Source organism: Stenotrophomonas rhizophila (genome assembly GCF_000661955.1).
Taxonomy (GTDB): Bacteria; Pseudomonadota; Gammaproteobacteria; order Xanthomonadales; family Xanthomonadaceae; genus Stenotrophomonas; species Stenotrophomonas rhizophila.
In genome coordinates this window covers 909,755-935,984 of record NZ_CP007597.1, presented here as the reverse complement: position 1 = coordinate 935,984, position 26,230 = coordinate 909,755, and the positions used below count along the sequence as shown (strand labels likewise).

The window sequence follows — 26,230 nt, the reverse complement described above, 5'->3', positions numbered from 1 at the left end:
GTTGGTCTCCTTCGGGAACGGCTCGATTGATGCGACCAGCCTGATCCGCAGAGCCCGATAGACCCATGCAATAAGTACGAAAACGTCAGCGCAGCGCGCCTGCGCGGAGACACCGTTCATCGTCATGACGGGGGGAACCACCCCATGGGTGGCTGCACGGGGTGCCCACACCAACCGGCGCCACCGCGCAAGACTCAAGCTTCTTCGCCCATGTACGGCGAGCGTCTTGTTGCAACGGCCGTCGCAGAGTGAGTACGCCGCGACGCGGATGGCCGGGGGTGCAGGCGCCGTTTGGATCGGCTGGCGTCTCGATCCGGCCGGTCGCGAGCGTGAGGGCCCCGTAGCAGCCCGTAGGCCCCTGGCGCAAATGTCCCCCGGCCGCGTGGCGGCCTCCTCCTTTATTTTGCCCAGGAGCCTACCGGCCGCTACGGGGCTCGGCTTGCGGTAAGCAGGGGACGCCAGGCTTTTCTGGTGCTGTCGGTGGGTCGGGCGCGGGGCCCCCATGCCCTTGGAGGCGAAATAAAGGGGGAGGTGGCGGCCGCAGGCCGACGCCGGAGGACATTCGCCGGAAAGGGCATGGGGGCCCCGCGCCCGACCCGCCGGCGACTGCACCTGCAAATCGTCAAGGCACGTTTCTGCTTGCACCCATATGGGAGAAGAACCAAAAGAAACGCCCCGCAGTGCGGGGCGTTCTTCAACACGCGTTACCGGGACGATCAGCCCTGGTAGTCGCGCACGTCGCTGCCGGTGTAGACCTGGCGCGGACGGCCGATCTTCATTTCCGGATCGACCTGCTGTTCCAGCCAATGGGCCACCCAGCCGGAGGTACGGCCCAGGGCGAACATGACGGTGAACATTTCGGTCGGGATCTGCAGCGCCTTGTAGATGATGCCGCTGTAGAAATCGACGTTCGGGTACAGCTTGCGGGCAACGAAGTAGTCGTCCTGCAGCGCGGCCTGTTCCAGCTTGACGGCCACGTCCAGCAGCGGATCCTGCACGCCCAGCTGCTTGAGCACCTTGCCGGTCATCTCACCGATGACCTTGGCGCGCGGATCGAAGTTCTTGTACACGCGGTGGCCGAAGCCCATCAGGCGGAAGCCGGAGGTCTTGTCCTTGGCCTTGAGCACGGCGGACTCGACGTTGTCGGCCGAACCGATCTCTTCCAGCATCTTCAGCACGGCTTCGTTGGCACCGCCGTGGGCCGGACCCCACAGCGCGGTGACGCCAGCGGCGACCGACGCGTACGGGTTGGCACCGGTCGAACCGACCAGGCGCACGGTCGAGGTCGAGGCGTTCTGCTCGTGGTCGGCATGCAGGATGAACAGCAGGTCCAGTGCCTTGACCACGTCCTGGTTCAGTTCGTACTGGCCGTCGGCCGATTCGAAGGTCTGCTTCAGGAAGCGGCTGACGTAGTCCAGCGAGGTGTCCGGCGTGTTGGCCGGCAGGCCCTTGCCGTGGCGGTAGATCAGCGCCGACAGGGTCGGCACCTTGGCGATCAGGCGCACGGCGGCCTGGCGGCGCTGTTCGGCGTCGGACAGGTCCAGCGAGGCGTGGTAGATGCCCGACAGCTGCGCGATGGCGGCAGTCAGGATGGCCATCGGATGGGCATCCTTGGCGAAGCTGCCGATCAAGGTGTTGATCGACGCATCGACGTTGGCTTCAGCCGCCAGCTCGTCGGTGAAGGCCTTCAACTGCTCGGCGCTCGGACGCTCGCCATTGATCAGCAGGTAGGCCACTTCGACGTAGCTGGACTTTTCCGAGAGCTGCTCGATCGGATAGCCGCGATACAGCAGCACGCCCTTGTCACCGTCGATGTAGGTGATGGCGGACTTGCAGCTGGCGGTGGCGGTGAAGCCGGAGTCGTAAGTGAAGAGACCGGTTTCCTTGGTCAGCTTCGAGATATCGACGCAATCGTTGCCGAGCGTAGGTTTGATGACGGGCAAAACAACCGACTTTTCGCCGGCGTTGAGCGTGACCTGATCAAGATCGGACACTGTGTGCGCTCCTCGAGGGAAGGCGCCCACCCAAGCGCATGGGGCAGGCACGTGAAGGAAGTCCACGATCGTTACCGTGGATCCCGCCATTATCGCACAGCAACATTTCTGCCGCCCTAGGACGGAAGTCGTAGACGCGGGTACGGGGCTGCGTATGGTGCGCCCTGCCAGCAGCGCCAAGGCTCCGCGCGGCATGCGGACAACAACGTCCGGACACAGCGTTCCGCAGGCACCCGTGCATCGCTTGGCCTGCGTTCAGTTCACGGCCCTGGAGCGGACACAAAAAAACAACGGCCGCCAAGGCGACCGTTGTTTTCGTGCAACTGCAGCGACAACTCAGCGCGCGTAGCGCTTCTGGAACTTGTCGATACGGCCGCTGGTGTCGATCACCTTGTGCTTGCCCGTGTAGAACGGATGCGAAGCCGAGGAGATTTCAACCTTGACGAGCGGGTACTCGTTGCCATCTTCCCACTTGACCGTTTCCTTGGCGGACATGGTCGAACGGGTCAGGATCTTGAAATCAGAGGTAACGTCGTGGAAAACCACGTCGCGGTAAACAGGATGAGTATCGGCCTTCATGGGCGCGCACCGTAATAAGGGCTGGTGATCAAGAGCGGCATTATAGCCCCGGATGCCGCAAAGGGCAAGCCGGGACCATCAACCGTGCGAAAGGTCCGCCGCAGCGGCGTCGTCAGACGCCGAGTGCCGCCCGGACCTGGGCTTCAAAACGCCCCTGGTCGTAGGCCATCAGCAGCTGGGTGTTATCCGGCTGCCCGGTCTGGCGGTTCCAGTCGACAATGGTAGCACCTCGGCTGTGCACGCCGGCCAGTTCGACGTTCAGCGGACGCGATTCGACCCGCAGGGCGCCTTCGGGCTGCAGCGCCCAGGCCATGGCCAGGGCATCGGCGGCGAACCAGCGCTCGCCGCGGCTGTCTTCGGACCACAGGCGGGTCTGGCGCGAAATCAGCTCATAGAAGCGGGCCTTGTCGGTGTCGGCAGCCAGCCACTTCTCGACGTCGGCGTGCAGCAGGCCGTGGGCGACGGTGGCCTCCCAGTCGGCTACTTCGATGTGCGGGAAGCCGGTGAACACCACGTGCGCCGCTTCGGGGTCGAAGGCGATGTTGAACTCGGCCGCCGGGGTAATGTTGCCGTGGCAGGTCACCGCCCCGCCCATCACCAGGAAGCGCTTCACGCGCTGCGGCAGGCTCGGGTCGAGCTTGAGGGCCAGGGCCAGGTTGGTCAGCGGGCCAAGGGCCACCAGGAACAGCTCGCCGGCGTACTGGTGCGACAGGCGCAGGATCGCCAGGGCGGCGTGCTCGGCTTCGGCCTGGCGCTTGGCGGCCGGCAGGTTCACATCGCCAAAGCCATCGGCGCCATGCACGTGGGCCGCGTCGACGGAGGGGTGCAGCAGCGGGTCGGCGGTACCGGCGTAGACCGGCACGTCTTCGCGGCCGGCCACTTCACACAGCTTCAGCGCGTTGCGCACGGTGTGGTCCAGGCCGACATTGCCGGCGGCGATGGTCAGGCCCACGATATCGTGGCGCTCATCGGCGAAGGCCATCAACAGGGCCAGGGCGTCATCGACACCCGGATCGGTGTCGATCAACAGCGGAATCTTCTTGGTCATCGTTGCCGTCTTGATAATCGGCAAGGGACTTTCGCACCCTGTCATGACAAATACAAGGCGGGGGCGATGCCTATCCGGACCGACCTACGGTTCGCCCATCATCCGCCCCATGCGCCGGCCTGCGCGCAATAGGCGCGGAAGGAGATTCCTGACCCAATTCGCGCAGATCGCTTCAGAGGGCGTTGTGCGAGCCCCTCCAACTTCGCCACTCCCTCAATCACCAGTTGTAAGGGCAGACCCAGCGAGTCTGGACCCAGGCAACGCTCTATGACGGGCCGAGCAATGCTGTGGATGTCATCCGCCACCTATATCCAGACACGACTACGTGTCATTGCGGTTGATAGGGACGCCTACCGTTAGGCAACGAATGGCATCTTTTTCTCCGGAATAGTCAATCGTTACCTCCAGGCCCTTACGCGTCCACATGTCCACTTCGTCCGAGAAGCCCATCTGCCTGGCTTCTCCGAATCCGCTTTCAAGCAACGCCATCCTTGCTGCGTCGCGCGACATCTGGAAATTCACCCCATAGGGCAGAGGATGGCTGTATGGGATCTTCTTCTTTCGTGCGCCCCAGAATACGACCTTCGTAAGCATCCAAGGCCCCTCGTGTTGTGCATGGCGAGGATCATCGCCCAGCAGCCAAGCATTCTTAAAATCCAGTTGCAGCCCCCGCGCTTCATCTGACCATAGCCGCCGCCCTGGGAGATTCAGGGGATACTTTTCCAAGCGATCCTCTCCGATGCCAAGTTCAGCGAATAGTCGTTTCAGCAGCGAGGAATGCGAGTCAGCCCCCACCGATGTTACGAGCGTATCCGTCGAGGTTTTTCTTGCTTTGTCCATTTCAGAATTTCCCTTTCGGGAGTCTCCAGTTTGTGTGTCGGATACTGCGCCTTGGTCAGCCGACGGAGCGATCGGTATCGCGGTTCGCCCGTCAACGGCCGACACCACCAGGCAGGCGGCGTTCTATGCCGAGGCATACCGCACGGCCGTGCCGATCCAGCGGCGCACGACCTTGTCAGCCACGTCCGGTGCTTCGGCCAGCAGGCGCTCGGCCAGGTCGTGCACGCCCGGCAGCAGGTCGGCGTCGCGGGCCAGGTCGGCCATGCGGAACGCGGCCAGGCCGGTCTGGCGGGTGCCGAGCAGTTCGCCGGGGCCGCGCAGTTCCAGATCCTTTTCGGCGATCAGGAAGCCGTCGTTGGTCTGGCGCATGGTTTCCAGCCGCTCGCGGGCCATGGCCGACAGCGGTGCCTGGTACAGCAGCACGCAGCGCGACACGGCCGAGCCGCGCCCTACCCGACCGCGCAGCTGGTGCAGCTGGGCCAGGCCAAGTCGCTCGGCGTTTTCGATGATCATCAGCGATGCATTGGGAACGTCCACGCCAACTTCGATCACGGTGGTGGCCACCAGCAGGTCGAGCTGACCGGCCTTGAACGCCACCATCGTGGCGAGTTTTTCGCTGGCCTTGAGCCGCCCATGCACCAGGCCCACGCGCACGCCCGGCAACAGCGCCTGCAGCGATTCGAAGGTGGCCTGGGCCGGGGTGGCATCGAGCTCTTCGCTTTCCTCGATCAGCGTGCACACCCAGTACACCTGCTGCCCCTCGGCGCAGGCCACGGCGATGCGCTGGATCAGTTCGGGGCGCCGGTCGTTGTTGAACGCCACGGTCTGCACCGGGGTGCGCCCCGGCGGCAGTTCGTCGATGGCCGACACATCCAGGTCGGCATACTCGGACATCGCCAGCGTGCGCGGGATCGGGGTAGCGGTCATCACCAGCTGGTGCGGCACGCTGCGCCCGTCCGCCCCCTTGTCGCGCAGGGCCAGGCGCTGATGCACGCCGAAGCGGTGCTGCTCGTCGACGATGGCCAGGGCGAGGTCCTTGAACACCACGCTGTCCTGCATCAGGGCATGGGTGCCGACCACCACCTGTGCGTCGCCGGAGGCCACGTCGGCCAGCACCTTGGTGCGCGCCTTGCCGGTGACCTTGCCGGCCAGCCAGGCAGTGCGCACGCCCAGCGGTTCCAGCCAGGCGCGCAGGTTGTTGAGGTGCTGCTCGGCCAGCAGTTCGGTGGGCGCGGCCAGCGCAACCTGCTTGCCCCGCTCCACTGCCAGCATCGCCGCCAACGCGGCCACGACGGTCTTGCCCGACCCCACATCCCCCTGCACCAGGCGCAGCATCGGGTGCGCCTTGATGAGGTCCTTGCGGATCTGTTCGAACACGCGCTGCTGCGCGCCGGTGAGCTGGAACGGCAGGCTGTCGCGCAGCTGCCTGACCAGCACGCCCGGGCCCCGCAGCGACGGTGCGTGGTGCGCCTGCAGTGCCATGCGCTGGCGGCGCAGGCTGAGGTGGTGGGCCAGCAGTTCTTCGATGGCCAGGCGGCGTTGTGCCGGGTGGCGGCCGGCGGCCAGCGCGGCCAGGTCGGCATTCGGCGGCGGCCGGTGCACGGTCAGCAGCGCGCTGCGCAGCGACGGCAGGCCCATGCCGGACAACCAGCCCGGCGGCACCAGTTCCAGCGTGGATTCTTCCGGCAACCGGTCCAACGCCAGCCCGATGAACTTGCGCAGGGTGGCCGGGCCGACGCCCTCGATGGCCGGGTAGACCGGGTCGAGGCTGTCGCCGAGATCGTCATCGTCGTTGACGCCCATCACCCGGTAACTGGGGTGGACGATCTCCAGCCCGGTATGGCCGGGCTTGGCGGTGCCATAGCAGCGGATGCGCGCGCCAACGGCGAACTGCGACACCTGCTGCGAGCGGAAATGGAAAAAGCGCAGTACCAGGGTGCCGTAGGAGTCGTCCTCGATGGCGACCTTCAGCACCGGGCGGCCACGGAAGCCGCGTTCAACCGCGCTGACCCGCCCTTCCACCTGCGCGGCCACGCCGGGCTGCAGTTGGGCGATGGTGGTCAGCCGGGTGCGGTCTTCATAACGCAGGGGCAGGTGCAGCCACAGGTCCTGCAACGAGGACAGGCCACGGGCCTCCAGCTTGGTGGCCACCGCCGGGCCGATCCCGGGAAGCATCGACAGCGATGCTTCCCCGGCCGCGGCCAGTGCCGGTGCAGGAGCCCGTGACCGTGCCACGTCAGGCCTGGTCGAGCACCATCACCGCATCAACCTCGAAGTTGGCGCCCTTGGGCAGGCCGGACACTTCGATGGTGGAACGGGCCGGGAACGGGGCCTTGAAGTAATCCTGCATGACCGCGTTGACCTTGGCGAATTCGGCCAGGTCGGTGAGGTACAGGCCGAGGCGGACGATCTGGTCCAGCGAACCACCGGCTTCTTCGGCCACGGCCTTGAGGTTGTCGAAGGCGCGGCGGGCCTGCGCTTCGATGTCGCCGGCGCCGACGATGTCACCGGTGGCCGGGTCCAGCGGGATCTGGCCGGAGAAGTACACGGTGTTGCCGGCACGCACAGCCTGCGAATACGGACCGATCGCGGCCGGGGCGTTGGCGCTGGTGATGATCTGGCGGGACATGGGAGCTCCAGGGGAACAAAAGTGGGCCCACCATTGTACCGCCGGACTCGCCCTCCCCGACGACGCATCCGAAGCCGACATCGAAGCCGAAATCCCTGGTAGAGCCGACCGTTGGTCGGCTGGCCGGAAAATGACGAAGACGGTTGGTCGGCCGGCCGACCATGTCGATCATTGTTGTGCGGTGCGCGAGCAGCCGACCAACGGTCGGCTCTACCCCCGGTGGTGCGCCAAGAGCGTCGGCGCCCATCATCGCCGCGCGGTACGCGGTTTACTGCCGACGAACCGACTGCACCACCGACAACCGCCGGAGTCTGCGCATGACCTCGGCCAGGTGGTTGCGGTCGCGGACCTGGATGTTGAAGGCCAGCACCGCGGCGTTGAAATCGCGGTCGAGGTAGTCCACGCGTTCGATGTTGGAATGGCTCTGGGCGATCGCCGCGGCCAGCTGGGCCAGCACGCCGGTGCCGTTTTCCACTTCCACCACCAGTGAAGTGTCGTAGTCGCCGGACACGGTGGTGTCCCAGCCGATGGGCACCCAGCGCTCGGGCGACTTGCGCAGTTCGGCCAGGTTCGGGCAGTCCATGCGGTGCACCACGATGCCCTTGCCGGCGGTGTGGTAACCCATGATGTCGTCCCCCGGGATCGGCTGGCAGCAGTTGGCGAAGCTGACCACGCCGCGCTCGCTGCCGTTGATCAGGATCTTTTCCTGCGAGTGCTTGGAATGCGCGCCGCCGCGCAGCTCGGCGTAGGCCATCAGCGCCTGCGCGGCCTGGTTGGGCATCCAGTTGCCCAGCGCCACTTCGGCCAGCAGGGCCTCCAGGCGCGGGTACCGGTGTTCGGCCAGGAACGCATCCAGGCGCCCCTTGGGCAGGCGTTCGAGCGAGCTGTCCATCGCCTCCAGCGCGCGGTCGAGCATGCGGTGGCCCAGTTGCACCGCGTCTTCGTGCTCCAGCTGTTTGAGCTGGTGGCGGATGGCGGTGCGTGCCTTGGAACTGACCACGAACTCCAGCCACTGCGGCTTGGGCGTGGCCGAGCGCGCGGTGATCACTTCCACGGTCTGCCCGCTGACCAGCTTGGTGCGCAGCGGCACCAGCTTCTTGTCCACGCGCGAGGCCACGGCCATGTTGCCCACGTCGGTGTGCACCGCATAGGCGAAATCGAGCGCGGTGGAGTTGCGCGGCAGGGCCAGGATCTTGCCCTTCGGGGTGAACAGGTAGACCTCGTCCGGGAACAGGTCCACCTTGACGTTGTCCAGGAACTCCAGCGACGAACCGGCGGCGCGCTGGGAATCGATCAGTTCCACGATCCAGGCATGCGCGCGGCTCTGCGCGCTGTTGGGCGAGTCGCCGCCGAACTTGTAGGTCCAGTGCGCGGCCACGCCTCGCTCGGCGATCAGGTCCATTTCCTCGGTGCGGATCTGCACTTCGATCGGCGACCCGTACGGCCCGAACAGCACCGTGTGCAGCGACTGGTAACCGTTGGCCTTGGGGATCGCGATGAAATCGCGGAAGCGCCCGTCCAGCGGTTTGAAGGTGGCATGCACCGCGCCCAGCGCGTGGTAGGCGCTGGGCACGTTGCGCACGACCAGGCGGAAGCCGAAGACATCCATCACCTGGTCGAAGGATTTGTTCTCGTCGTGCATCTTGTTGTAGATGCTCCACGGGGTCTTGATGCGGCTGACCAGACGGTGCTCCAGCCCTTCCTTGGCCAAGCGCTGGGACAGCTGCACTTCCACCTGCGCCATCGCCTCGCGGCGGACCACCGGCTGGCTGCGGATGTGCTTTTCCAGGATGGCGTGGCGCCACGGGTACAGCGCCTTGAAGCCCAGGTTCTGCAGCTCGCTTTTGACCAGGCTCATGCCCAGCCGCTGCGCGATGGGGGCGTAGATCTCCAGCGTTTCACGGGCGATGCGGCCGCGCGCTTCGCGGCTCTGCGCGCCCAGCGTGCGCATGTTGTGCAGGCGGTCGGCCAGCTTGATCATGATCACGCGCAGGTCGCGCGACATCGCCAGCAGCATCTTGCGGAAGCTCTCGGCGGCCGCTTCCTGGCGGTCGCGGAATTTCAGCTTGTCCAGCTTGGTCACACCGTCGACCAGCTCGGCCACCGCTTCGCCGAACTCGGCCGCCAGTTCCTCACGCGTGAGCGGGGTGTCTTCGATGGTGTCGTGCAGGATCGCGGCGATCAGCGCTTCCACGTCCAGGCCGAGCTCGGCCAGCACCTGGGCCACGGCCACCGGATGGGTGATGTAGGGCTCACCGGACTTGCGGGTCTGCCCGGCATGCGCGGAGGCACCCACTTCCCAGGCACGGCGCAGCAACGGCAGTTGCTCGGGCGGCAGGTAATGCGCTGCGCGTTCGAGCTGGAGGACATAGTCGGGTACGGCCGCGCCGGGGGGCGAGGCGACCTTGGCAGTGGGGCCTGGGTTCATGCTGGAAGACTATTCCAGCGGCGGGATAACGGCAAACATCTGAACAGGGATCGGAGGGGGCTGCGACGACCAACGGTCGTCGTCTACCGCGTTGGACGGTGGTGGCGCGATGGCCAACGGTCGTTGCCTGGACAGATCACCCTGCGTCGTTGCGTGCCGGTGTTTCCGCGGCCCAGACGCAGAACAGCCCGCCAAGGCGGGCTGTTCGTGCAACCACAACCGGTTCGCGCGAGGCGATCAGTCGTCGTTCTTGGACATGTCTTCGTCGGCGACGACTTCGGCAGCGGCCCATTCCAGTGCTTCACGCTCTGCACGCTCGCGTTCGGCCTTCTCGACTTCGTCGATCAGGGCGTTGTCGATCTTGCGGGCCGCAATTTCGCGCAGCGCCAGCACGGTCGGCTTGTCTTCGGTTTCGCTGTTGTCCAGGGTGGCCTGAACGCCATTGGCCAGCTGACGGGCGCGCTTGGACGCCATCATGACCAGTTCGAAACGGTTGTTCACGACTTCCAGACAATCTTCTACGGTGATGCGGGCCATGCGGGCTCCCGGCAGCCGGTGAGGGCTGCTCAATCGAATGAGGGAAAGGGGACGGATTGTACCGGCGGGGGCTGGACAAAATCAAGCCAACCCGCTAGCACCCCGTTTGGAATCAGTCAGTTGAGGCCGCATCCTGGGTCAGCAGAGCCTGGATCAGGCCCGCGTGGCGGACCTTCTGGGCCTCCCGGCGCAGCCGGCTGGCCGTGAAGATGGCGCACAGCTCGTCCACTGCGGTCTCGAACACCTCGTTGACGATGACGTAGTCGAAGTCGTTGAAGTGCAGCATCTCTTCACGCGCGGCGGACAGGCGCTGGGCAATCACCGCCTCGCTGTCCTGGCCGCGCTTGCGCATGCGGTCCTGCAGGGCCTGCTTGGACGGCGGCAGGATGAACACCGTCACCGTGCCCGGCACCAGCTGCCGGACCTGCTGGGCGCCCTGCCAGTCGATCTCCAGCAGGACGTCCTGGCCCGCGGCCAACTGCGGTTCCACCGACTGCCGCGCGGTGCCCTTCCAGTCGCCATGCACCCAGGCATGTTCGAAGAAATCGCCGGCGGCGATCATCCGCTCGAATTCCTCGGCGCTGACGAAATGGTAGTGCTCGCCGTTGATTTCACCCGGGCGCGTGGCCCGCGAGGTGAACGAGATCGACAGGGCGATCTGCGGGTCGCGCGCCAGCGTGGCGTTGACGATGCTGCTCTTGCCGGCCCCGGAGGGCGCGGCCACGATGTACAGGGTGCCGCGCGCAGGCGCACCGGCGGGCGTGGGCTGGCTGCTCATTCGATGTTCTGCACCTGTTCGCGGATCTGGTCGATCAGCACCTTCAGCTCGACGGCGGCATTGGAGGTACGGCTGTCCACCGACTTGGAGCCCAGCGTGTTGGCTTCGCGGTTGAATTCCTGCAGCAGGAAGTCCAGGCGGCGGCCCACCGGCTCGCGCTGGGTGAACACCCGGCGGATTTCGACGATGTGGCTGCCCAGGCGGTCCAGCTCTTCATCCACGTCCAGCTTCTGCAGCCACATCACCAGCTCCTGCTCGGCACGGCCCGGATCGACCGGGTGCGGCAGGTCGGCCAGGCGCGCGGCCAGCTTGGTGCGCTGGCCCTCGCGGATCAGCGGAATCAGCGTGGTGACCTCGGCAGCGATGCGCTCCACCCCGTCCACGCGTTCCTGGATGGCGGCGGCCAGCTTGTCGCCTTCACGCTCACGCGCGGCCACGAATCCGTCCAGGGTGGCATCCAGCAGGGCCAGCGCCTCGGCATGCAGCGCCGCGGCGTCCACCGCTTCGCCCTGCATCACGCCCGGCACCTGCAGCAGCTCGGTGAAGCTCACCTGCAGGCTGGGGAAGCCCGGCGCCAGACGGCGGGCCAGTTCGCCCAGCTGGGCCAGCAGCACGTCGTTGACCACCAGTGCACCGGTGACCTCCGGCGCGCGCAGGCGCATGACCAGGTCGATCTTGCCGCGGCTGCAGCGGGAAGCGACGCGCTCGCGCAGCTGCGGTTCCAACGCACGCAGCTCGTCGGGCAGGCGCACGCCCACCTCCAGGAACCGGTGGTTGACCGAGCGCAGCTCACAGGCCAGCGTGCCCCAGCGGGTGGCGCGCTCGCCGCCGGCATAGGCGGTCATGCTTCGAATCATGGTGGGTTTTCCGATGTTCCCAAAGGGGGAATGGTACCCTAGCGGTCTCATTCGAGCCTCCCTGCCTGCCCCCTCGGGGTGCGGGCATGGTCGCGTTCCCCCAGCTTCCACGGAACCCCAACGCATGTCCGACACCCGTCCCAGCGGCCGCCAGGCCGACCAGCTGCGCGAAGTGCGCATCGAGCGCGCCTTCACCCGTCACGCCGAGGGCTCGGTGCTGGTCAGCTTCGGTGAAACCCGCGTGCTGTGCACCGCCAGCGTGGAAAACCGCGTGCCCGGCTTCCTGCGTGGCAAGGGCGAAGGCTGGGTCACCGCCGAGTACGGCATGCTGCCGCGCTCCACCCACACCCGCAACGACCGCGAAGCGGCGCGCGGCAAGCAGGGCGGCCGCACGCTGGAAATCCAGCGCCTGATCGGCCGCACCCTGCGCGCCTGCATCGACCGCGGCGCTTTGGGCGAACGCACCATCACCCTGGACTGCGACGTCCTGCAGGCCGATGGCGGCACCCGTACCGCCGCCATCACCGGTGCCTACGTGGCGCTGGTGGACGCGGTGAACTTCCTGATCAAGCGCGGCGACATCAAGCGCAACCCGATCTTCGGCGCGGTGGCGGCGGTGTCGGTGGGCGTGTACCGCGGCACCCCGGTGCTCGACCTGGACTACGCCGAAGACAGTGACTGCGACACCGACATGAACGTGGTCATGAACGACGGCGGCGGTTTCATCGAACTGCAGGGCACCGCCGAAGGCCACGCGTTCCGCCGCGACGAGCTGGACGCGCTGCTGGTGCTGGCCGAGAAGGGCATCAAGGACCTGTTCGCGGCGCAGCAGGCCGCCCTGGCGTCTGCATGAACCGCCGCATCGCGCTGACCACCCTGGTGGTGGCCGACTACGACGAGGCCATTGCCTGGTACACCGGCATGCTCGGCTTCGCCCTGATCGACGACATCGACCAGGGCGACAAGCGCTGGGTGGTGGTCGGTCCGAGCGACGGCAGCGCAGCTGCCCTGCTGCTGGCGCGTGCCAGCAATGACGAGCAGCGCAGCCGGATCGGCAACCAGACCGGCGGCCGCGTCGGCTTCTTCCTGAACACCGACGATTTCTGGCGCGACCACGCCGCGATGACCGCGCGTGGCGTGGAATTTCTGGAGACCCCGCGCAACGAGGTGTACGCCACCGTGGCGGTGTTCCGCGACCTGTATGGCAACACCTGGGACCTGCTGGAGCCGAAATGAAGACACTGGTACTGGCCAGCGGCAACGCCGGCAAGCTGAAGGAACTGCAGGCCATGCTGGGCGACCTGCCGCTGCAGATCGTGGCGCAGGGCGAGCTGGGCGTCAGTGACGTGCCGGAAACCGGCCTGACCTTCGTCGAGAACGCGCTGATCAAGGCCCGCCACGCCAGTGCCGTCACCGGCCTGCCGGCGCTGGCCGACGATTCGGGCCTGATCGTGGACGCGCTGGACGGCGCGCCCGGTCTGTACAGCGCGCGCTACGCGGGCAGTCCGACCAACGATGCGGCCAACAACGCCAAGCTGCTCGACGCGCTGCGCGAGGTGCCGGCCGAGCGCCGCACCGCCCGCTTCTACGCGGTGATCGTGCTGCTGCGCCACGCCAACGACCCGCAGCCGCTGATCTGCGAAGGCAGCTGGGAAGGGATGATCCTGGACGAAACGCGCGGCAGCAACGGCTTCGGCTACAACCCGGTATTCCTGGACCCGACGCACGGCCTGACCGCGGCGGAAATGGACCCCGCGCAGAAGAATGCCATCAGCCATCGCGCGCTGGCCCTGCAGTTGCTCAAGCAGAAACTGCCCGCGTTGCTGTGATGCCACCCCTGATGATGTCTGGAGAGCCGGCCAGCGGCCGGCACTACCCGTGAATTCCATGTCTCAGCCACACGACCATTGCGACCACCTGCCCGGCGAACACTGCGCGGGCGACCACGACCACGCGCCGCGGCTGATTCCGCCGCCGCTGGCGCTGTACGTGCACCTGCCGTGGTGCGTGCGCAAATGCCCGTACTGCGATTTCAACTCGCATGCGGCCAAGGGTGAACTGCCGTTCGAGGCGTACATCGACGCCCTGATCCGCGATCTGGATCAGGACCTGCCGCTGGTCTGGGGCCGGGTGGTGAGCAGCGTGTTCTTCGGCGGTGGCACGCCCAGCCTGTTCCCGCCCGAGGCGATCGACCGCTTCCTGCAGGCGGCGTCGGCCCGGCTGCGCTTTGCGCCGAACCTGGAAGTGACCCTGGAAACCAATCCGGGCACCGCCGAACACGGCCGTTTCGACCGCTACCGCGCGGCCGGGGTGAACCGCATCAGCTTCGGCATCCAGACCTTCAACGACGAGGCGCTCAAGCGCCTGGGACGCATCCACGACAGTAGCGAAGCCGAGCGTGCGGTGAAGCTGGCCCAGGATGCGGGCTACGACAATTTCAACATCGACCTGATGTACGCGCTGCCGCAGCAGACGCTGGCCCAGGCCGAGCATGACCTGGAACGCGCGTTCGCGTTGCAGCCCACGCACATGTCCCACTACCAGCTCACGCTGGAGCCGAACACGGTGTTCTTCGCGCGGCCGCCGCAGGGCATCCCCGACGAGGATTCGGCGTGGGACATCCAGGAGCACTGCCAGGCGCTGCTGGCCGAGGCCGGCTACGCCCAGTACGAAGTGAGCGCCTACGCCAAGCCGGGCCGACAGAGCGCGCACAACCTGAACTACTGGCGCTTCGGCGACTACCTGGGCATCGGCGCGGGCGCGCACGGCAAGATCAGCAGCGGTGCCGAGCAGCACGTGCTGCGGCGTTGGAAGCACAAGCACCCGCAGACCTTCATGGACGCGGCGGGCACGGCAGCGGCGATCGGCGGCGATGACGTGATCGATGGCGAGCGCCTGCCGTTCGAGTACATGCTCAACCTGCTGCGTCTGCATGAAGGGTTCACGCTGAAGGACTTCGAATCGCGCACCGGTCTGGAGCGCGCGAGCATCGCCGTGCCCTTGCAGGCGGCGATCCAGCGCGGCTGGATGACCCTGGACGGCGAGCATGCCCGCCCCACCGAGCTGGGCCGGCGTTTCACCAACGACGTGGTCGAACTGTTCCTCCCCGCGTAGAGCCGACCGTTGGTCGGCTGCTGTTGGCGACATCCTGGCCGTGCGCGAAGAACAGCCGACCAACGGTCGGCTCTACGGCGGGGGCAATGCGTGGGGGTAGAGCCGACCGTTGGTCGGCTGCCGTTGGCGACATCCCGACCGTGCGCGAAGAGCAGCGCCGGGTGTCGGGGGATCCCTTCTGGCGGGGACACCGCGAAACCGTTAGATTCCTTACTCTCAGGGGAGCCGGAACCACAACGGATGTCTGCGTCCGCACCTTCATCGTCCCAGACCGACCCGGCCCGTTTCGCCCACGTGGCCGCGCCGCCGCGCGTGCGCCGCCTGCTGGCGTCGCTGCACGCGTTGGCCGCGCAGACCCTGGCCACCCCGCTGAAACTGACCATCGTCGAACTGGAGCGCGAGCTGTTCCGCGATGCCGAGCGCGCACGCAACAGCCAGATCCAGGCCGACATCTACGCCCAGACCCGGCGCCTGCACGAGGTCAACGCACAGTTCGCCCCGCTGTTCCTGGACGCACTGGGGGAGGCCCTGGCCCAGCTGCGCGAGCCGCGCGTGCGCCATGTGCCGACCCCGGCGGCCAGCACCCTCACCGCCAGTACCCTGACCCTGGTGGCCGACACCGACATCGACCGCGACATCGTGCTGGTGGAGATCATCCGCCGCGAGGCGCAACGGTCGGCCAGCGCCCTGCAACTGCTGGGGCAACGCTTCGCGGTGCTCGCCGCCGGCCCGGAGTTCGATGTCGAAGACCTGCCGTTCGGCCCGCACGTGCTGTGCCGGATCGTGCGGGAACTCGGCGAACGCTTCGAACTGGGGCTGGAAACCCAGCTGGCGCTCTACCGCGTGTTCGACCGCCAGTTGATCGACCGATTGGGCGAACTGCTGGAACGCGCCAACATCCTGCTCGGCCACGAAGGTGTCCTGCCCGGCCTGGTCTACACCCCCTACCTGGCGCGGTCGGCCACCACCCGGCGCATCGTCACCGGCGCCGAACGCAGCGGCCCGGCCCGTGAAGGCGGCAAGGTCAATCGCCCCCTGACCGGGTGGAGCGGATCGGCCAGCAACAGCGCGTGGGCGGCGATGACCAGCGAGGCAATGGGCGACCTGCCCGCCTCGCTGCGCTCCGGCCCGCCCGTGCCCGCCGGTGCGGAAAGTAACGCACCGGTTTCAGCAGCAGGCGCTGCGCCGCAGGATCTGTCGGCGCCCGCCATGTCTGCCCTGCACCAGCTGCTCGACGCCGCGCGCCAAGCCAGCGCCACGGGCCTTGCCGGGGCGACGGGCAGTGCTGGCGGTACCGCTGCAAGCAGCGGCGCGGCGGCTTGCGGCGCCGTGGAGTCGCCGGGTGTTCCAACGGCGGCCAGCCCCGCCTCCTCTGCCGGCCCGCCGGTTGCGGTGGCCAGCGAATCGGTCCATGCCACCCTGGCCAAACTGCAGGCGCAAAGCGCCGGTACCGGCACGGCCCGGCGCAGCATGGCCGACCTGCACAACGCGCTGCTGGCCCAGATGCGCGCCGACCATGGCGCGCAGGCCGCCTTGACCGTCAAGGACAGCGACACCTTCGACCTGCTGGACATGCTCTACGGGCAGATCCAGCGCGAAGTGCGCCCGGACGCGGTCGCCGCCGACCTGCTCGCGCGCCTGCAGGTCCCGGTGGCCCGGGCCGCCCTGTCCGACCCGGCGTTCTTCGTGCGCGACCAGCATCCCGCGCGGGAGCTGCTCAATGCGGTGGCCGAAGCAGGCGCCAACTGGCTGGGCGAAGACGACGTGGACCCGCAGCTGGTGCAGAAGCTGGGCCGCGCCGTGGACCAGGTGGTGGACGACTACCAGGGCGACGCGGCGGTGTTCGAGGCCGCCAACGAAGACATCCAGCAGCACTTCCGCGCACTGGCGCACAAGGCCGAACTGGCCGAGCGCCGCCATGTGGAAGCCGCGCGCGGCAAGGAACGCCTGGAGTCGGCCAAGCAGCAGGCCGGCGCCAGCATCGAACAGCTGTGCGCCCAATCCGAACCCCCGCGCTTCGTGCAGTCGCTGCTGAAGCAGGCGTGGTCGGACGTGCTCACCCTCACCCTGCTTCGGCATGGCGAAGGCTCCGAGCAATGGCAGCAGCGCGAGCAGGAAACCGCCCGGATTGCCGAGGTGACCTGCCAGCCGCCCGGCACCGCGCCGAGCGATGCCGACCTGGGCGGCCAGGTGGAAGCCGCGCTGCTGCAGGTGGGCTACCACCAGGACGAAGCGGCCGCGATCGCGCGGCGCCTGTCCTCCCCGGGCGGCGAAGATGAAGGCAGTTCGCGCACCGAGCTGACCGCCCGGATCCGTGCCCGCACCCGCCTGGGCGAACAGGGCGAGGGCCACGAGCCACGCAAGGTCGCGCCGCTGGCACGCAGCCTGGCCGAGGAAGACTGCTATCGCCAGCTGCGCACGCTGCCGTTCGGCACCTGGTTCGAATTCACCACCAACCAGCAGGGCGACCTGCGCCGCCAGCGGCTGTCGTGGTACAGCCTACTCACCGACAATGCGTTGTTCGTCAATCCGCGCGGGCAGAAGGTGGGGGAACACTCGCTGGATGCGCTGGCCCGCCTGATGGCGCATGGCCAGGTGCGCATCGTCAACGAGGACAAGAGCCGCCTGATCGACCGCGCCTGGCAGGCGACGCTGCGCACGCTGCGTTCGCTGGCCGGCCCTGGCCCTGCCGCAGAGACCGCTCCATGACCGCCGATACCGATACCCGCCGCGCGCCGCGCCGCCAGGTGGCCGAACTGGTGCCTGTCACCGACATGCTGGCCGAGGCAGTGGTGGGACGGCTCGGCAATATTTCCGAAACCGGCATGCTCATGCTGGCCTCGGCACCGATGCACGACGACGCGCTGTACCAGCTGCAGTTCGCCATTCCCGGCCCGAACGGCCAGCCCGTTGCCCTGGACGTGGGCGCGCACCAGCTGTGGAGCGAGCAGACCCATGCCCCCGGCCAGGCCTGGGTGGGCTTCCGTTTCATCACCCTCAGCCGCGAGCACCGCGAATTGCTGCGGGCGTGGATCGCGCAGGAAACTTCGGCGGTCTGAGTGCCGGTTCCGGCACAGCGCGACGGGCCTGATTGCGGCAGAATCATGGGCTGCACTCCGCACTGCCCAACGAGCCTCCGCGATGAACCAGCCTGACCTTGGCGCCCTGTACTCCCATCACGTCAGCGTGCTGCGCCAGCGTGCCGATGAAGCGCTGGCCCGCGGCGGTTTCGACCACCTGGTAATTCCCAGCGGCACCCAGCACTACCAGGCGTTCGACGACCGCGACTACCCCTACGCGGTGAACCCGAACTTCAAGGCGTGGCTGCCGCTGACCAAGCTGCCCAACAGCTGGCTGGTGTACACCCCCGGCCAGCGCCCGACGCTGATCTTCTTCCAGCCGTTCGACTACTGGCACGTGGTGCCCGATGCCCCCAACGGCTGGTGGGTGGAGCACTTCAACATCGAGATCATCCGCAGCGCCGAGCATGCCCTGGCGCTGCTGCCCCAGGACCCGGCGCGCTGCGCGATCCTGGGCGAGCCGCAGAGCGCCTTGGGTGCGTTCGTGCCGAACAACCCCGAGCCGGTGCTGCATTACCTGGACTGGCAGCGCGGCTACAAGACCCCGTATGAAATCGCACTGATGCGCCAGGCCCAGCGCCTGGGCGTGCGCGGTCATCGCGCCGCCGAGGCCGCGTTCCGCGCCGGCGCCAGCGAGTTCGAGATTCACATGGCCTACTGCAGTGCGGTGGGCCAGGACGCCAACGAACTGCCCTACGGCAACATCATCGGCCTCAACGAACATGCCGCCGTGCTGCACTACACCGACCTGGGCCGCAGCGCGCCGACGCCGTTGCGCAGCTTCCTGATCGATGCCGGTGCCAGCGCGTACGGGTATGCCAGCGACATCACCCGCACCTATGCCGCCGCCGGCCATGACGAGTTCCAGGCCATGATCGATGCGGTCGACGCGGCCCAGCAGCAGATGGCCGCCGGTGTGCGTGCCGGGGTGGACTACAAGCAGCTGCACGTGGACGCGCACTTGTCGTTGATGGGGATCCTGAAGGACTTCGGCGTGCTCAAGGTATCGCCCGAAGCAGCCCTGGCCACCGGCGTCAGCGCGGCGTTCTTCCCGCACGGCCTGGGCCACCTGATCGGCCTGCAGGTCCACGACGTGGCCGGTTTCGCCGCCAGCGACTGCGGCGGCCGCATCGAACGTCCGCAGGGCCATCCGTACCTGCGCCTGACCCGTGTGCTGGAGCCGGGCATGGTGGTGACCATCGAACCGGGCGTGTACTTCATCGACATGCTGCTGGACGAAGTGAAGCAGGCCGGTAACGGTGACAGCATCGACTGGAGCCGCGTCGACTTCTTCCGCCCCTACGGCGGCATCCGCATCGAAGACGAAGTGCTGTGCACCGACGGCGATGCCGACAACCTGACCCGCCCGGCGTTCGCCGCGGCCGATTGACGGCAGCCGGCCCGTAGAGCCGGGCTCTGCCCGGCTGCACGCGATGCCGGCCAGCGGCCGGCACTACCGGTGTCCCGGCCGCTCGTAGAGCCGGGCTCTGCCCGGCTGCACGCCACGCGATGCCGGCCAGCGGCCGGCACTACCGGTGTCCCGGCCGCCCGTAGAGCCGGGCTCTGCCCGGCTGCGTGCAATGCCCACCCACGGCCGGCGATACCGGTGTCCCGGCCGCCCGTAGAGCCGGGCTCTGCCCGGCTGCACGCAATGCCGGCCAGCGGCCGGCACTACCGGTGGTCCGGCAGCGCGCTCAGCCGGGCAGAGCCCGGCTCTACGGGTGTCAGCGCGCCGCCATTTCCTCTTCGATCTCATCGGCGCTGCGCGCCAGCGCCGCGGTCAGCACCTGGTGCCCGTCCTCGGTGATCAGCACGTCATCCTCGGTGCGGATGCCGATGCCGCGCCAGCGCGCTTCCACGCTGCGGTCATCTGCCGAGACATACAGGCCCGGTTCGATGGTGAACACCATGCCCGGTTCCAGCATGCGCGAGTCGCCGGCCAGCCGGTAATCGCCCACGTCGTGCACGTCCAGCCCCAGCCAGTGCCCGGTCTTGTGCCGGTAGAAGCGCTGGTAATGGCCTTCGGCGATGTTCTCTTCCGCACTGCCCTTCAGCAGCCCCAGGTGCAGCAGGCCTTCGGTGAGGGTCTGCACGGCCGCCAGGTGCCCGGCTTCATACGCGTTGCCCGGCTTGGCCTGCGCCAACGCTGCCGCCTGCGCCGCGCCGACCAGGTCGTGCAGCGCGCGCTGTTCGGCACTGAAGCGCCCGTTCACCGGGAAGGTGCGGGTGATGTCGCTGGCGTAGCCGCGGTACTCGGCGCCTGCATCGATCAGCACCAGCTCGCCATCGCGCGATCGCGCGTTGTTGTCGCGGTAGTGCAGGATGCAGCCGTTGGAGCCGGCCCCGACAATGCTGGAGTATGCCGCGCACGCATCATTTGCCCGGAACTCGCGCTCCAGGTCGGCCTGCAGTTCGTACTCGTGGATGCCCGGGCGCGCCACCCGCATTGCTACCCGGTGGGCCTGCACGCTGATATCGGCGGCGCGCTGCATCAGCGCGATCTCGGCGCTGGACTTGAACAGCCGCTGTTCGTGCAGCAGGTGGCCCAGCTCCAGGAATTCATGCGGCGGCTGCGCGCCATGCCGCACCTGCGAGCGCACCCGGTTGACCCAGCCGATCAGCTTGAGGTCGAACTCCGCGTCGCGGCCGAAGTGGTAGTACACCCGCGAGCGCCCCTCCAGCAGACCCGGCAGGATGTCGTCGAGGTCGTCGATGGGATACGCATCGTCCATCCCATACTGCGACACCGCGCCTTCCTGCCCGGCGCGCGCGCCGTCCCAGGCTTCGCGGTCGGCGTCGCGCTCACGGCAGAACAGGATCACCTCGCCGTGGCGCCGGCCGGGGATCAGCACCAGCACCGCGTCCGGCTCCGGGAAGCCGCTCAGGTACCAGAAGTCCGAGTCCTGGCGGAACGGGAAATGCGTATCCAGACTGCGCACCCGCTCGGCCGCGGCCGGCAGCACCAGGATCGCGTCGTCGCCGGCCATTTCCATCAACTGCTGGCGGCGGCGGGTGTACTCGGCGGCGGAGATGCCGGTCAGCTGCCGGATATCCATCTCAGTTCAGACGCTGCCGGTGGCGCGCGGCCATCACGCAGTCGCCGTGCAGCAGCAGCACCGCCACGCGGATGAACTCTTCGATCTCGGCCAGCGCGTCTTCGTCATCATCGTTGCCGCTTTCGAAGTCTTCGCTGGAGGCCTGGGCCAGCTTGGCCAGGTCGTTCAGGGCTTCTTCGCCCTCTTCGGACAGCGTCGGGCGACGGCCACCGGAGCCCAGCCCGAAGCCGCCCAGGAAGGCGCGCGCCCAGGTGAACAGCGCATCGGCCTGCGCGGCGGTGTCGCTGGCGTCGCTGAGCAGCAGCTCGAACGCAAAGTCGCGGTCTTCCAGCTGCGCCACGCTGGCCTGCAGCAGCTGCGACAGCGGATCGTCCTCGGCCGGCAGCGGCAGGTTGTCATCGGCCAGCACCCGCGCCGGCCATTCGCGCACCGGCGCACCGCCGGCAGACAGCCAGCCGCACAGCCCGCCATGCAGTTCGGCGGCATTGGCGCCCAGGCCCAACGCCTGGCTGGCCTTGTTTACGTCATCGACACTCGGAAGTTCGGTCATCTTGGGGCTCGATCGGAAAAAGGCGCCGGGGCCGCCGGGGGCGGCGCTCTGGCAGCCTCACAGTGTAGCAATCCGCCCGTGGCCGTCGGGTTGCCATCGCGTTCCCGGGCAGGCGCTGCGGGGGTAACCCGACCCCTGCTGAAGCCCCCGTCATTATTCGCTTGACCGGCTCCACCGCCCTTGCCTATCGTGCCGGGCATGGAACCTTCCGACGCCATCACCCAATTGCAGGCCTTCGCCGCCCGGGTGGAGGCGTTGCTGGAACGCAACCAGCGCCTGGCCGAGGAGAACCGCAGCCTGCGCCATCAGCAGGAGCAACTGGTGGCCGAGCGCTCCCAGCTGCTGGCCAAGAACGAACAGGCCCGCTCCCGGGTCGAAGCGATGATCACCCGCCTCAAGTCCCTGGAGCAGCACACATGAGCCAGACCGAACCGGTCAGTGTCCGCATCCTGGACCGTGAATACACGGTGGGCGTGGGCCCGGAAGAGAAAGAAATCCTCACCGCAGCGGCCCGCCTGCTGGATGCGAAGATGCGCGAGATCCGCGGCAGCAACCGCATGGCCGCCGTGGACCGGGTGGCCGTGCTGGCCGCCTTGAATCTGGCCCATGAACTGCAGCAGCTGCGCGATGAACACGCCCGCCAGGGCGTGGCACTGCAGCAGACCCTGGCCGATTTGAACCGGCGGCTGGACCGGGCGATCGACGGGGCGTGAGCCGTTGACCGGTAGAGCCGACCGTTGGTCGGCGCCACCCGAATGCTTGTGCAGCCGACCAACGGTCGGCTCTACCGATGTTCCACGCCATGTTCCATTCAACAAGGCCATCGCATGGCCTTCATCGATCTGAATTCAGGTGCAATCCGACCGACGAACGGCCTATCCCTCGGCGCGCGCTTGGCTATAATGGCGACGCGTTCTCTGCTGTGAACGACGGCGTGTGCAAACATTCGCCTTGTCCCTTAATTACGACCACGGGTGCGCGACGGCGCCGGGAGTGCAAGTCCGCCTTGTAGCGGGAAGCCCGAAGGAACCCCAGCGTACCCACTTGAACCCCGGGTTCAAGGTCGTTTCGCACGCATCGTCACCGCGGAGAATGCAGTATTCCTGCAAGAGCGACGCCCCTACCGGGACGTCGCTCTTGTTTTATCCGCGCCCGCACCACGCCCCGGACCCAGGCATGACCGACCCGCGCTCCGCACTGCGCCAGCAGCTGCGCCAACGCCGCCGAGACATCCCCGCCGCGCAGCGCCTGGCCGCCGCCGAACATCTGGCCGATCGCCTGCTCCAGCTCCCCTTCGCCCCTGCGCACGGCTTCGTTGCCGGGTACTGGGCGATGGATGGCGAAATCGCCCTGCACCGCTGGCAGATGCAGCTGCCCGACGCGCTGCAGTACTGCCTGCCGATCCTCGCCGGCGACACGCTGCGCTTCGCGCCCTGGCGACCCGGCCAGCCACTGACCGCCAACCGCTACGGCATTCCCGAACCGGACATCGCACTGGAGGCCACCCTGGCACCGGAGCAGATGACACTGGTGGTGGCGCCCCTGGTCGGTTTCGACGCGCAGGGCCGGCGCCTGGGCATGGGAGGCGGCTGGTATGATCGCAGCTTCGCGTTCCGCCACCAGCGCCCCGCACCGCCGTGGCTGGTGGGGGTCGGCTTCTCGGTGCAGCAGGTCGATGACCTGCCGGTACAGCCCTGGGATGTCGCGGTGGATGCGATCTGCACCGACATCTCCACCCTCGTCTGCGTACCGGCCAACGGTCGGCACCTACCGTAATCAAAGACTCCGCATGACCGCACGCAAGCGCTACTGGCTGATGAAGTCCGAACCGGACGCCTTTTCCATCGACGATCTGCAGCGCGTGGGCCGCGAGCCCTGGAACGGCGTGCGCAACTACCAGGCGCGCAACTTCATGCGCGACGGCATGAAGGTCGGCGACGGGGTGCTGTTCTACCACTCCAATACCAAGGTGCCCGGCATCGTCGGCATTGCCACGGTGGCCAGCGAGGCCTACCCGGACGACACCCAGTTCAACCCCAAATCCGACTACTACGACCTCAAGGCCACCCGCGAAGAACCGCGCTGGATGCTGGTGGACGTGGCCTTCGAGCGCAAACTGCGCGACACCATTTCGCTGGACGAGATCAAGCTGCACGCCGATGCGCTGGGCGAAGGTTTTCCGCTGACCGCGCGCGGCAACCGCCTGTCGATCCTTCCGGTGACCGCCGCGCAGTGGAAGCTGCTGCTGTCGCTTGAAAAACACTGATTCCCCTTTTCCCTCATAGAGTTGCCCGCCATGTCCGAAGCCAAGCGCCTGGCTGCTGAAAAAGCCCTGGAATACGTCGAAGACGGCATGATCGTCGGGGTCGGCACCGGGTCCACCGTTGCCTACTTCATCGACGGCCTGGCCCGCATCAAGCACCGCATCAAGGGCACCGTGTCCAGCTCCGAGCAGAGCACCGCCCAGCTGAAGTCGCACGGCATCGAGGTGATGGAGCTCAACCACACCGGCAACCTGTCGCTGTACGTGGACGGCGCCGACGAGTGCGACGGCAACAAGTGCCTGATCAAGGGCGGCGGCGCCGCGCTGACCCGCGAGAAGATCATCGCCGAGGCCAGCGAGCGCTTCGTGTGCATCATCGACCCGAGCAAGCAGGTGCCCGTGCTGGGGCGTTTCCCGTTGCCGGTGGAAGTGATCCCGATGGCCCGCAGCCTGATCGCGCGCCGCATCCTGGACATGACCGGCGGCCAGCCGGCCTGGCGCGAAGGCGTGGTCACCGACAACGGCAACGTGATCCTGGACATCCACCACCTGCAGATCACCGACCCGGTCAAGCTTGAGCGCGAGCTCAACCAGCTGCCCGGCGTGGTGAGCGTGGGCCTGTTCGCGCGGCGCCCGGCCGACGTGGTCATCGTCGGCGGCGAGCCGCCCCGCGTATTCTGATTCCGCGGCCGGCCCACGATGGCCGGCCTTCTTCCTGCCGAGGTAGACCCCGATGTCGCTGATCCGCCTGTTGCCGCTGCTGCTCCTGATGACCCTGACCGGCTGCGCCAGCAGCGGCACCCGCCACTGGGTGGAACTGAGCGGTGCCCGCTACCAGGTGGAACTGGCCCGCGATGACGCCAGCCGCGCGCGCGGGCTGATGTTCCGCGACCAGATGGATGCCGACCATGGCATGTTGTTCCTGCACGAGCGCGAGGAACTGCAGGCGTACTGGATGAAGAACACCAAGATCGCGCTGGACATCCTGTACTTCGACGAACAGCGCCGGCTGGTCAGCCAGCAGCGCGATGTGCCGCCGTGCTCGGCCGGCGACCGTTGCCCGCCCTACCCCAGCAGCGGCCCGGCCCGTTACGTGCTGGAGCTCAATGCCGGCCAGGCCGAAAAGCTGGGCTTGAAGGACGGCACCGAGATCACCTTCGGCCCCGGCATCGCCGACCGCTGACACCGCGTCCCCGCCCGGGGTAGAGCCGACCGTTGGTCGGCCGCCCCTGGCCCTCCTCAACGTTTCCGCTCAGCCGATCAACGGTCGGCTCTACCGGCGGGCGTGATCCGGCGCTGAAGCCCTTGAAACCGGCTGCGTTTGTCGCCAGTCTGTAGCCATGCAGGGGCAGATCACATTGCCGACGTGGGATTCACTGGCCGAGCTGGATGACGAGGCCCTGCCGCTGTTGCCCACAGCACTGCTGATCGCCCGCGACGAATACCCCGACCTGGACCCCACCGTGTACGACGCGGTGGTGCAGGCCCATGCCGACCACCTGCGTACCGAGGTGGACACCATCGAGCACTGGCCGCTGAAGATCGCCGCCGTGAACCGCCACCTGTTCGACGAACTGGGCTACGGCGGCGACCACGGCGAGTACTACGACCCGCGCAACAGCTACCTCAACCAGGTGTTCGAACGCCGCCTGGGCAATCCGATCTCGCTGGCCCTGGTGCAGATGGAAGTCGCGCGCCGGCTGGGCATTCCGCTGGACGGGGTGTCCTTCCCGGGGCACTTCCTGGTGCGTCTGCCGGTGGACGACGGGGTGCTGGTGATGGACCCCTACAACGGCGGCCGCCCGCTGGACGTGGAAGAACTGCGCGAGCGCGCCCGCTCGCACCTGGGCGGCGAAACCCCGGACGACCACGTGCTGGCGCAGATCCTGGATGCCGCCCCGGCACGCGCGATCCTGATGCGCATGCTGCGCAACCTGCACGGCGTGTATGTGGAGCGCGGCGAATGGGACCGCGCCGCGCGCAGTGCCGACCGCCTGCTCAAGCTGGCGCCCGAACAGGACGATGCGCTGCGTGACCGCGGCTTGGCGTACCTGAACCTGGATTACGAGGCCGGGGCGCGCCATGACCTGGCGCTGTACCTGCAACGCAACCGCCAGGCCACCGATGCGCAATGGGTGCGCGAGAAGCTGGTGGAACTGGGCGGACGGGCGCCGCGGTTGCATTGACGAAGGGGCGTATCGACCAACGGTCGATACCCGCCGGTCAATCGACCTCGACCATCTCGAAATCGTCCTTGGTCACGCCGCAATCGGGGCAGGTCCAGGTGTCGGGAATGTCTTCCCAGCGCGTGCCCGGCGCAATGCCTTCTTCCGGCAGGCCGTCTTCTTCCCTGTACAGAAAGCCGCAGACAACGCACATCCAGGTGCGGAAAGTGGTGGCGGTGGCATCGGTCATTGGATAATCACGGCTGGACAAAAACGGGCGACCGCCATTGTCCCACTCCCGTCGTGCTACCG

The 26,230-nt window shown here is 67.4% G+C and carries 27 protein-coding genes and 1 other RNA gene; 15 read left to right on the top strand and 13 right to left on the bottom strand.

Annotation, left to right across the window (positions count from 1 at the left end):
* Positions 1-716: 716 nt before the first annotated feature.
* From DX03_RS03955 to DX03_RS03910, 10 genes are all read right to left on the bottom strand, one after another.
* The gene (locus DX03_RS03955; protein WP_414715949.1) at positions 717-2,084 is read right to left on the bottom strand and encodes a citrate synthase; all 1,368 of its coding nucleotides are present in this window, start codon (positions 2,082-2,084) and stop codon (positions 717-719) included.
* Between the two features lie 246 nt (positions 2,085-2,330).
* Positions 2,331-2,573, bottom strand: coding sequence for a type B 50S ribosomal protein L31 (locus DX03_RS03950; RefSeq protein ID WP_038686500.1), 243 nt, complete (start codon positions 2,571-2,573; stop codon positions 2,331-2,333).
* Positions 2,574-2,685: 112 nt separating this feature from the next.
* Complete coding sequence (locus DX03_RS03945; RefSeq protein ID WP_038686499.1) at positions 2,686-3,621, bottom strand: nucleoside hydrolase; 936 nt, start codon at positions 3,619-3,621, stop codon at positions 2,686-2,688.
* A 321-nt stretch (positions 3,622-3,942) separates the two neighbouring features.
* Positions 3,943-4,461 (bottom strand): hypothetical protein, encoded by a 519-nt coding sequence (locus tag DX03_RS21070; protein WP_038686497.1) that lies wholly within the window; start codon positions 4,459-4,461, stop codon positions 3,943-3,945.
* 123 nt (positions 4,462-4,584) lie between these two features.
* Positions 4,585-6,696, bottom strand: coding sequence for an ATP-dependent DNA helicase RecG (gene recG, locus DX03_RS03935; RefSeq protein ID WP_038686495.1), 2,112 nt, complete (start codon positions 6,694-6,696; stop codon positions 4,585-4,587).
* Between the two features lies 1 nt (position 6,697).
* Positions 6,698-7,090, bottom strand: coding sequence for a RidA family protein (locus DX03_RS03930; RefSeq protein ID WP_038686492.1), 393 nt, complete (start codon positions 7,088-7,090; stop codon positions 6,698-6,700).
* A gap of 268 nt (positions 7,091-7,358) precedes the next feature.
* Positions 7,359-9,518, bottom strand: a complete 2,160-nt coding sequence (locus DX03_RS03925) for a RelA/SpoT family protein (protein WP_038686491.1) — start codon at positions 9,516-9,518, stop codon at positions 7,359-7,361.
* Positions 9,519-9,755: 237 nt separating this feature from the next.
* Entirely contained in the window at positions 9,756-10,055 is a 300-nt protein-coding gene (rpoZ, locus tag DX03_RS03920; RefSeq protein ID WP_005410877.1) for a DNA-directed RNA polymerase subunit omega, read from the bottom strand.
* A gap of 112 nt (positions 10,056-10,167) precedes the next feature.
* On the bottom strand, positions 10,168-10,833 hold the full coding sequence (gene gmk / locus DX03_RS03915; protein ID WP_051598735.1) for a guanylate kinase: 666 nt from the start codon (positions 10,831-10,833) through the stop codon (positions 10,168-10,170).
* A complete protein-coding gene (locus DX03_RS03910; protein WP_038686490.1) occupies positions 10,830-11,690 on the bottom strand; it encodes a YicC/YloC family endoribonuclease in 861 nt (286 codons plus the stop codon). The genes gmk and DX03_RS03910 overlap by 4 nt, the downstream gene beginning before the upstream one ends.
* Positions 11,691-11,814: 124 nt before the next feature.
* On the opposite strand from DX03_RS03910, the gene rph reads away from it, so the two are divergent.
* The 7 genes from rph (at position 11,815) to pepQ (ending at position 19,274) form a co-directional block, all read left to right on the top strand.
* Positions 11,815-12,543 (top strand): ribonuclease PH, encoded by a 729-nt coding sequence (rph, locus tag DX03_RS03905; protein ID WP_038686489.1) that lies wholly within the window; start codon positions 11,815-11,817, stop codon positions 12,541-12,543.
* Entirely contained in the window at positions 12,540-12,926 is a 387-nt protein-coding gene (locus DX03_RS03900; protein ID WP_038686488.1) for a VOC family protein, read from the top strand. Before rph ends, DX03_RS03900 begins: the two co-directional genes overlap by 4 nt.
* Complete coding sequence (gene rdgB / locus DX03_RS03895) at positions 12,923-13,519, top strand: RdgB/HAM1 family non-canonical purine NTP pyrophosphatase (protein WP_038686487.1); 597 nt, start codon at positions 12,923-12,925, stop codon at positions 13,517-13,519. Before DX03_RS03900 ends, rdgB begins: the two co-directional genes overlap by 4 nt.
* 58 nt (positions 13,520-13,577) lie before the next feature.
* Positions 13,578-14,804 (top strand): radical SAM family heme chaperone HemW, encoded by a 1,227-nt coding sequence (hemW, locus tag DX03_RS03890; protein WP_081797140.1) that lies wholly within the window; start codon positions 13,578-13,580, stop codon positions 14,802-14,804.
* 240 nt (positions 14,805-15,044) lie between these two features.
* A complete protein-coding gene (locus tag DX03_RS03885) occupies positions 15,045-17,513 on the top strand; it encodes a DUF1631 domain-containing protein (RefSeq protein WP_038686486.1) in 2,469 nt (822 codons plus the stop codon).
* Positions 17,510-17,863, top strand: a complete 354-nt coding sequence (locus DX03_RS03880) for a PilZ domain-containing protein (protein ID WP_038686485.1) — start codon at positions 17,510-17,512, stop codon at positions 17,861-17,863. Before DX03_RS03885 ends, DX03_RS03880 begins: the two co-directional genes overlap by 4 nt.
* A gap of 82 nt (positions 17,864-17,945) precedes the next feature.
* Positions 17,946-19,274, top strand: a complete 1,329-nt coding sequence (gene pepQ, locus DX03_RS03875) for a Xaa-Pro dipeptidase (RefSeq protein ID WP_038686484.1) — start codon at positions 17,946-17,948, stop codon at positions 19,272-19,274.
* A 334-nt stretch (positions 19,275-19,608) separates the two neighbouring features.
* On the opposite strand, the gene DX03_RS03870 is transcribed toward pepQ, so the two are convergent.
* Positions 19,609-20,934 carry an aminopeptidase P N-terminal domain-containing protein gene (locus tag DX03_RS03870; protein ID WP_038691863.1) on the bottom strand — a complete coding sequence of 442 codons (1,326 nt, stop codon included), beginning with the start codon at positions 20,932-20,934 and terminating at the stop codon, positions 19,609-19,611.
* A 7-nt stretch (positions 20,935-20,941) separates the two neighbouring features.
* Positions 20,942-21,490 carry a UPF0149 family protein gene (locus DX03_RS03865; RefSeq protein ID WP_038686483.1) on the bottom strand — a complete coding sequence of 183 codons (549 nt, stop codon included), beginning with the start codon at positions 21,488-21,490 and terminating at the stop codon, positions 20,942-20,944.
* Positions 21,491-21,688: 198 nt separating this feature from the next.
* Between DX03_RS03865 and DX03_RS03860 the strand changes: the two genes are divergently transcribed.
* The 8 genes from DX03_RS03860 (at position 21,689) to DX03_RS03830 (ending at position 25,939) form a co-directional block, all read left to right on the top strand.
* Positions 21,689-21,910, top strand: coding sequence for a TIGR02449 family protein (locus DX03_RS03860; RefSeq protein WP_038686482.1), 222 nt, complete (start codon positions 21,689-21,691; stop codon positions 21,908-21,910).
* Positions 21,907-22,203 (top strand): cell division protein ZapA, encoded by a 297-nt coding sequence (locus tag DX03_RS03855; RefSeq protein WP_038686480.1) that lies wholly within the window; start codon positions 21,907-21,909, stop codon positions 22,201-22,203. The genes DX03_RS03860 and DX03_RS03855 overlap by 4 nt, the downstream gene beginning before the upstream one ends.
* 198 nt (positions 22,204-22,401) lie before the next feature.
* A non-coding RNA gene (ssrS, locus tag DX03_RS20545) (6S RNA) lies at positions 22,402-22,586 on the top strand.
* 80 nt (positions 22,587-22,666) lie between these two features.
* Positions 22,667-23,266: a 5-formyltetrahydrofolate cyclo-ligase gene (locus DX03_RS03850; RefSeq protein ID WP_038686478.1), complete on the top strand. Its 600-nt coding sequence runs from the start codon at positions 22,667-22,669 to the stop codon at positions 23,264-23,266.
* Positions 23,267-23,279: 13 nt separating this feature from the next.
* Complete coding sequence (locus DX03_RS03845) at positions 23,280-23,756, top strand: EVE domain-containing protein (protein ID WP_038686476.1); 477 nt, start codon at positions 23,280-23,282, stop codon at positions 23,754-23,756.
* Positions 23,757-23,786: 30 nt separating this feature from the next.
* Positions 23,787-24,434, top strand: a complete 648-nt coding sequence (gene rpiA / locus DX03_RS03840; RefSeq protein WP_038686473.1) for a ribose-5-phosphate isomerase RpiA — start codon at positions 23,787-23,789, stop codon at positions 24,432-24,434.
* 52 nt (positions 24,435-24,486) lie between these two features.
* On the top strand, positions 24,487-24,936 hold the full coding sequence (locus tag DX03_RS03835; protein ID WP_038686472.1) for a DUF192 domain-containing protein: 450 nt from the start codon (positions 24,487-24,489) through the stop codon (positions 24,934-24,936).
* A gap of 157 nt (positions 24,937-25,093) precedes the next feature.
* Positions 25,094-25,939 carry a SirB1 family protein gene (locus DX03_RS03830; RefSeq protein ID WP_038686470.1) on the top strand — a complete coding sequence of 282 codons (846 nt, stop codon included), beginning with the start codon at positions 25,094-25,096 and terminating at the stop codon, positions 25,937-25,939.
* A gap of 37 nt (positions 25,940-25,976) precedes the next feature.
* Here DX03_RS03830 and DX03_RS03825 read toward each other — a convergent pair whose 3' ends face one another.
* Positions 25,977-26,168, bottom strand: coding sequence for a rubredoxin (locus DX03_RS03825; protein WP_037553342.1), 192 nt, complete (start codon positions 26,166-26,168; stop codon positions 25,977-25,979).
* Positions 26,169-26,230 lie beyond the last annotated feature (62 nt).